Below are 7,064 nucleotides of genomic sequence, written 5' to 3' on the forward strand. Positions count from 1 at the left end.
TGGACGGATGAAAGGGTGGCGCGTGCTCGCGGCCTGGATGCTCGCCGCCGTGGCGGCCATGGTCGCGCCGGCGGGTGCGGTACAGGCTGCCGACGGCGGCACCGCGCCACCGCCGATGGCGAACGGCTTCGGGCTGACCCAGGTCGGCCCGGCGAAGGGCAGCTCCCTCAACTTCTACCTCACGGTGACCACGCCCGAGGTCGCCGGCGAGCAGCACATCAAGATCATCCTGCCGAGCGGCTACTACGACGACCCGGGCAGGCGCTACCCGGTGATGTACTTCCTGCACGGCTCGCCCGACGACCCGGTCCAGCAGAACTACCCGGCGCTGTCCATGTCGAACTCCATGATCACCGTCATTCCGGACGGCGGTGCCCGCGGCTGGTACGCGAACTGGCTGAACCAGAGGACGGCGGCAGGCGCCCAGAACTGGGAGAACTTCCACCTCAAGCAGGTGATCCCGTTCATCGACGCCAACCTGCGGACCGTCGCCACCAAGAAGGCGCGGGCCGTGGCCGGCGTCTCCATGGGCGGCTTCGGGGCCTTGCGCTACGCCCAGGCCCGCCCCGACCTGTTCAGCCAGACCGCCTCCCTGTCCGGCGACATCGACCTGTCGGTCAGGTCCATGGACCTGCGGCTGGCCGTCGTCGCCTCGCTCATCGACGCGCAGGGCGCCATCTGCGGCTCGGCGTCCGGTGTCTGCGACCCCGCCGACTCCCCGTACAAGCCGGGCGTCGACAGTGACGCCGCGTTCGGCTCGCCGTACCCGGTGTTCAACGCCGACTGGCGGTGGAACGAGGTCGATCCGTCGCAGCACATGGACCGGCTCAAGGCCGGCGGTGTCGGTGTCTCCGTGTACGTCGGCAACGGCGGCGGCTCGCCGACCGACATCGAGTTCTGGCTCGAAGGCGCGGCCAAGCACGTCAAGAACGCGATGGACGCCCAGGGCATGTCGTACTACTACGTCAACTACGGCGACGGTGCGGGCTGGGGCACCCAGTGCAACGGCGGCCACAACGGCGGCTGTTGGGAGGAGTCCCTGCGGGACCTGATCCCCCGGCTGGAGCGGGCGTTCGCCTCCTGATCCGGATCCGCCTCCGGCGGTACGGGCCCGGCCCGGGGCCCCGGCGACGAGCGCACTGCCGTCGCCGGGGCACGGGCCGTGTCCGTGCAGGGCCGTGCCGTGCCGTGCCGTGCCGTGCCTAGTTGATCGCGGGACCGGAGTCGTTCAGCCAGCCCCATTCCGACCAGCTGGCGAAGCCGGTCTGCCACCGGTGGTAGACACCGGCGTGGCTGGTGCCGAACACCTCGACGCGTCCGTCGGCGTTGTTGCCCGCACCGATCGTCGTGCCACCGCCACCGAACGTCTCCCACTGCGCGTACGCCGCGTTCGGACCGGTCTGCCAGGCGTGGCTCGCGGTGGTGGCGTTGATCGCGAACACCTCGACGCGGCCGTCCACCGACCGCGAGGTGGCCAGCTCGGCGTCGGGGATCCCGCCGGTGCCCGTCCACGCGGACCACGAGGTCGGGCCGGTCTGCCAGCGGTGGAACACACCGGTGGCGTTGGACGCGAACACCTCGAGCCGGCCGTCCTGGTTGTGGCTGACGGCGACGGCCTTTCCGCCGGTGCCGAAGTCCTCCCAGGCGGACCAGCCGCCGTTGACGCCGGTCTGGTACAGGTGCCCGAACGTCGCGTCCGACAGCGCGAACACCTCGAGCCGGCCGTCCGGCGCGTTCTCCATGGCGAGGCGGGCGTTGGCCGGGCCGCCGCCGGTGCCCTCCCAGGCGGCCCAACCGCCGCTGGGGGCGTTCTGCCAGCGGTGGAACACACCGCCCGCGTTGGAGGCGAACACCTCGATACGGCCGTCGGCGTTGGTGCCCGCCGCCACCCGGTACCCTCCGGTGCCGAAGTTCGCCCAGGCGGACCACCCCGCGCTGGGCCCGGTCTGCCACATGTGGTCGAACGTGCTGTCCGACAGCGCGAACAGCTCCAGCCGGCCGTCCGCGTTGGACGCCACCGCCAGCTGCGCGTTGCGCGGACCGCCCGCGAAGCGCCACGGCGACCAGGCGCCGTTCACCGAGGTCTGCCATGCGTGGTACACGCCGTCGGCGCCGGCGGCGAAGGCTTCGAGGCGGCCGTCCGCCGACCGTCCTGCGACCACCCGGCCCGAGGCGTACGGGTGCTCGGGCCCGCCGCTCGTCCCCGCCCACAGCGCGTTGGCCAGCAGCGCCGCGTCGCCGGCTTGGATGCCGTACAGGTGGCGCAGGTCCTCGCGCGGCTGCTGGACGTTCCAGGCGACGTGGCCGATCTCGTAGTTGTTCCAGGAGCCGCCGGGGAACTGCCGCTCCATCGCGTCGAGGAAGGCGTTGGTGGCGTAGGTCGGGTCCAGCCGCTGCTCGCGGCTGCCCCACCAGTCCTGCTGCTGGAACAGTCCGAGGCTGGTGTGGTCGACGGCCGCGGAGTAGTTGTTCATGCTGGCCTCGACGATGATCGTGGCGATGGAGATCGTCGCGGCCCTCGGGCTCAGCCCGCGGTCCTTCACCGCCTGCGTGACCATGCGGGCACAGGAGATCCTGTACGCGTCGAGATGGCCGGCCATCTTCGCGTTCAGCTGCGGGTTGAGCTGGTCGGCCATGACGGCGTCGGTGGCCGACGGGCCGGCCGGATCACACGGGACGGTGGGGATGACCATGCCCCTCACCGTCCCCTCCGGACCCATGAAGTACCGGGAGACGCCGTACCGGTCGTCACCCGGTCCCGGGACGGGCACGGCGCGGGCGAGGCCGGCCGGGGCGGTCAGGCCTATGAGCAGGGCCCATAAGCCGGTGATGACGGCGAGTCTGGAGAGCATGCGGGACAGGCCTGTTCCGGCCATGGTGTGCCTCTCTGTCGTGGGAAGTGGTGCGCGGGGGGCGGGGAAGGGAGGGGCGCGGCCGGGCTACGGGTGACGGCGCCGCGCGGTCGCGGCGTTGCCGGAAGGCCCCGGGCCGAGGGCGTCGTCGCCGCGCAGGATCGTCAGCCGCGTGCGGCGCAGCAGCCGGCTCGGAGGTACGCCCAGCTCGTCGGCGAGGCGGCGGCGGGCGACGTCGAAGACGGTCAGGGCGTCGGCCTGGCGGCCGTCGAGGTACAGCGCGCGCATCAGCGTCGCGGCCAGCTGCTCGTCCAGGGGGTGCGCCGCGGTCAGGGGGAACAGCTCGGCGATCGCGTCCGCGCCCCGGCCGAGCCGCAGTTGCCACTCGGCCTTCCGCCGGGCGATGGCGATCCGGCGCTCGGTCAGCCTCAGCCGCTCCAGTTCGGCGAGCGGCCCGGGCACGCCGGCCAGGGGTTCTCCGCGGAACAGCGCCAGCGCCTGGGCGCACAGCCGGACCGCCTCGGCCCGCTCGCCCGCGCGCTCGGCCGCCGCGACGCCGGTGACCAGTTCCTCCATGTGCGCCACGTCGACGTCGACGGCGTCGGAGACCAGCCTGTAGCCGCACCGGGCGCGTTCGATGACGGAGTCCGGGTCGTCCCCGAGGCGCAGGGCCTTGCGCAGTCGGTAGACGTAGACCGGGATCACGTTGGTGGCGGGCGGCTCCATCCCCCAGACGTCGTCGAGGAGTTCCCGACGGCTGAGCGTCCGGCCCGTGCTGAACGCCAGCGCCGCGAGCACGGCTTGCTGCCGGAGGTGCCCGAGCTCCAGTGGGCGCCCGTCCCGGGAGGCCCGCAGGGGCCCGAGCAGCGAGATCCGTACCCTCGGGCCGGCCGGCGCCGCGGGGCTCGCCGGCCGGGTGCGGGGGCCGCGTCCGGGAACGATCAGGCCGCTGTCGAAGGCGTGCACGATGGCGGCGGCCCGGTCGCGCAAGCCCAGCTTGACGAGGATCCGCGCGAGGTCCGCGGCGACGACGCCCTCCGGGACGGCGAGGGCGGCGGCGATCTCGTCGTCCCGCAGGCCGCACCCGACCGCGGCGAGCACCTCGCGCTCCTGCCGCCCGAGGGCGGCGGCGGTCGGGCGGTCCGTGGCGGCGGTCGTCGGCATCACTGCTCCCCGGCTCCCTGCTGGTCGGTCGGGCGGGCGCCGTCGACAACGTAGGGGGCGTCGCGCGGGGGAAGGCATCCGGAACGATCCGGAGTGACACGCGCGGCGACGGAGCCCCGGCCCCTTCCGGAACGGGAAGTCGGGCTCCCGGCGGGGAGATTGCCCTCGGCGACGTCCGGATGTTGGACACATGCTCGCCGCTGAGCGATCCGGGCCTCTAGGCTGGCGGGGCAGCTGGTTCGCCCCGTCCGCCAGGCGGGATGCGTCGTAAGAGGGAACCCGGTGGGAATCCGGGACTGCCCCGCAGCGGTGAGCGGGAACGACCGCCGTCATACGCACTGGGACCGCCAGACCGGTCCTGGGAAGCGACGGCCAGTAGGGGCCTGCCTCGGCAGAGGCCGGCGTGCCCGCGAGTCCGAAGACCTGCCCGTTGCCCGTGCGCGGAACCGTTTCCGCGTACGGAGATCCCGGTGACCTCGTGGGCGGGTCGGCGTACAAGGCGAGCGGCACGTGCGGTGGTCCACCGCGGCGTGGTCCGCGCGTTCTGTCGTTCCTTCGCGTCCGCGTCCCGTCTCCGGGACGTTTCTGGACACATCTCGCGAAGGAGAGTTCCGTGACAGCGAAGCCCGCAGCCGCGGCAGCACGAGCCACCGTGTACGGCTACCCCCGCCAGGGGCAGAACCGCGAACTGAAGAAGGCCATCGAGGGCTACTGGAAGGGCCGCGTCACCGCCGGCGCCCTCCGGGACACGGCGGCGGGCCTGCGCCGTACCCACTGGCGGCAGCTGGCCGAGGCCGGCATCCACGAGGTGCCGACCGGCGACTTCTCGTACTACGACCACGTCCTGGACACCAGTGTCATGGTCGGCGCCGTCCCCGCGCGCCACCGTGCGGCGGTCGAGGCCGACGCCCTCGACGGCTACTTCGCGATGGCGCGCGGCACCCAGGACGTCGCCCCGCTGGAGATGACCAAGTGGTTCGACACCAACTACCACTACCTGGTCCCCGAGCTCGGCCCCCGCACCGTCTTCACCGCCGACTCCGCCAAGCAGGTCGCCGAACTGAAGGAGGCCCTGGCTCTCGGGCACACCGCCCGCCCGGTCCTCGTCGGCCCGGTCACCTATCTGCTGCTCGCCAAGCCCGCCCCGGGCGTGGCAGCCGACTTCGAGCCCCTGACCCTGCTGGACCGGCTGCTGCCCGTCTACGCCCAGGTGCTGGCCGACCTGCGCGCCGCCGGCGCCGAGTGGGTGCAGCTGGACGAGCCCGCCCTGGTGCAGGACCGCACCCCGGCCGAGCTGAACGCCGCCGCGCGCGCCTACCGCGAGCTGGGAGCGGCCGCCGACCGGCCGAAGCTGCTGGTCGCCTCCTATTTCGACCGGCTCGGCGACGCCCTCCAGGTCCTCGCGGCCGCACCCGTCGAGGGCCTGGCCCTCGACTTCACCGACTCCGCGGCCGCGAACCTGGACGCCCTCGCCGCGGTCGGCGGGCTGCCGGGCAAGCGGCTGGTGGCGGGCGTGGTCGACGGCCGCAACGTCTGGATCAACGACTACCAGAAGTCCCTGACCACCCTGGGCACCCTGCTCGGGCTGGCCGACCGGGTCGACGTCGCCGCGTCGTGCTCGCTCCTGCACGTCCCGCTGGACGCCGCCGCCGAGCGCGACATCGACCCGCAGATCCGGCGCTGGCTGGCCTTCGCCCGCCAGAAGACCGCCGAGATCGCCACCCTCGCCCGCGGCCTCGCCCAGGGCACCGACACCATCGCCGCCGAACTCGCCGCGAACCGCGCCGACCTGGCGTCCCGTGCCGGCTCCGCCATCACCCACGACCCGGCGGTCCGGTCCCGTACCGCCGCGATCACCGACGCGGACGGCCGGCGCTCCCAGCCGTACACCGAGCGCGCCGCGGCCCAGCGCGCCCACCTCGGCCTGCCCGTGCTGCCGACCACCACCATCGGCTCGTTCCCGCAGACCGACGAGCTGCGCGTGGCCCGCGCCGACCTGCGGGCCGGCCGGATCGACAGGGCCGGGTACGAGGAGCGGATCGAGAACGAGATCCGCGAGGTGATCTCCTTCCAGGAGAAGACCGGCATCGACGTCCTCGTGCACGGCGAACCCGAACGCAACGACATGGTGCAGTACTTCGCCGAGCAGCTCACCGGCTACGTCGCCACGCAGCACGGCTGGGTCCAGTCGTACGGCACCCGGTACGTGCGCCCGCCGGTCCTGGCCGGTGACATCTCCCGCCCCGAGCCGATGACCGTGCGCTGGACGACGTACGCGCAGGCGCAGACCGCCAAGCCGGTCAAGGGCATGCTGACCGGCCCCGTCACCATGCTCGCCTGGTCCTTCGTACGGGACGACCAGCCGCTCGGCGAGACGGCCCGCCAGGTGGCCCTCGCCCTGCGCGACGAGGTGAACGACCTGGAGGCGGCGGGTACGCCGGTCATCCAGGTCGACGAGCCGGCCCTGCGCGAGACGCTGCCGCTGCGGTCCGCCGACCACGCCGCGTACCTGGCCTGGGCCACCGAGTCCTTCCGGCTCAGCACCAGCGGCGTCCGGCCGGACACCCAGATCCACACGCACATGTGCTACGCCGAGTTCGGCGACATCGTCCAGGCCATCGACGACCTCGACGCCGACGTCATCAGCCTGGAGGCCACCCGCTCGCACATGCAGGTGGCCGGTGAGCTGGCCGAGCACGGCTACCCGCGCGAGGCCGGCCCGGGCGTCTGGGACATCCACTCCCCGCGCGTCCCGGGCACCGACGAGGCCGCCGCGCTGCTGCGCAAGGGGCTGGAGGCCATCCCGGCCGAGCGGCTGTGGGTCAACCCCGACTGCGGTCTGAAGACCCGTGGCTGGCCCGAGACCCGCGCCTCCCTGGAGAACCTCGTCTCCGCCGCCCGCGCGGTCCGCGCGGAACTGGCGGCCGGCAACGGCTGACGCCGCGAGGGCCGGGGGGGGGGGGGGGGCCGGGCGGCCCCCCCCCCCCCCCCGCCCCCCCCCCCCCCCCGCGGCCGGGGCCCCCCCCCCCCCCCCCCCCCCCCCCCCCG

Annotated in this window: 4 protein-coding genes and 1 riboswitch; of the genes, 2 read left to right on the top strand and 2 right to left on the bottom strand. The window is 73.6% G+C overall.

Going from position 1 to position 7,064, the window contains the following annotated elements:
• Positions 1-37 precede the first annotated feature (37 nt).
• A complete protein-coding gene (locus ACZ6KO_RS21400; RefSeq protein WP_469305722.1) occupies positions 38-1,084 on the top strand; it encodes an alpha/beta hydrolase in 1,047 nt (348 codons plus the stop codon).
• 118 nt (positions 1,085-1,202) lie between these two features.
• On the opposite strand, the gene ACZ6KO_RS21405 is transcribed toward ACZ6KO_RS21400, so the two are convergent.
• Together ACZ6KO_RS21405 and ACZ6KO_RS21410 are read right to left on the bottom strand one after the other, a co-directional pair.
• Positions 1,203-2,876 (bottom strand): PLL family lectin, encoded by a 1,674-nt coding sequence (locus tag ACZ6KO_RS21405; RefSeq protein ID WP_469305570.1) that lies wholly within the window; start codon positions 2,874-2,876, stop codon positions 1,203-1,205.
• 63 nt (positions 2,877-2,939) lie between these two features.
• On the bottom strand, positions 2,940-4,016 hold the full coding sequence (locus ACZ6KO_RS21410; protein ID WP_469305571.1) for an AfsR/SARP family transcriptional regulator: 1,077 nt from the start codon (positions 4,014-4,016) through the stop codon (positions 2,940-2,942).
• 218 nt (positions 4,017-4,234) lie between these two features.
• Positions 4,235-4,461, top strand: a riboswitch (cobalamin riboswitch).
• Positions 4,462-4,629: 168 nt separating this feature from the next.
• Between ACZ6KO_RS21410 and metE the strand changes: the two genes are divergently transcribed.
• On the top strand, positions 4,630-6,954 hold the full coding sequence (metE, locus tag ACZ6KO_RS21415) for a 5-methyltetrahydropteroyltriglutamate--homocysteine S-methyltransferase (protein WP_469305572.1): 2,325 nt from the start codon (positions 4,630-4,632) through the stop codon (positions 6,952-6,954).
• Positions 6,955-7,064 lie beyond the last annotated feature (110 nt).

It is taken from the genome of Streptomyces sp. NPDC042102 (genome assembly GCF_055582305.1).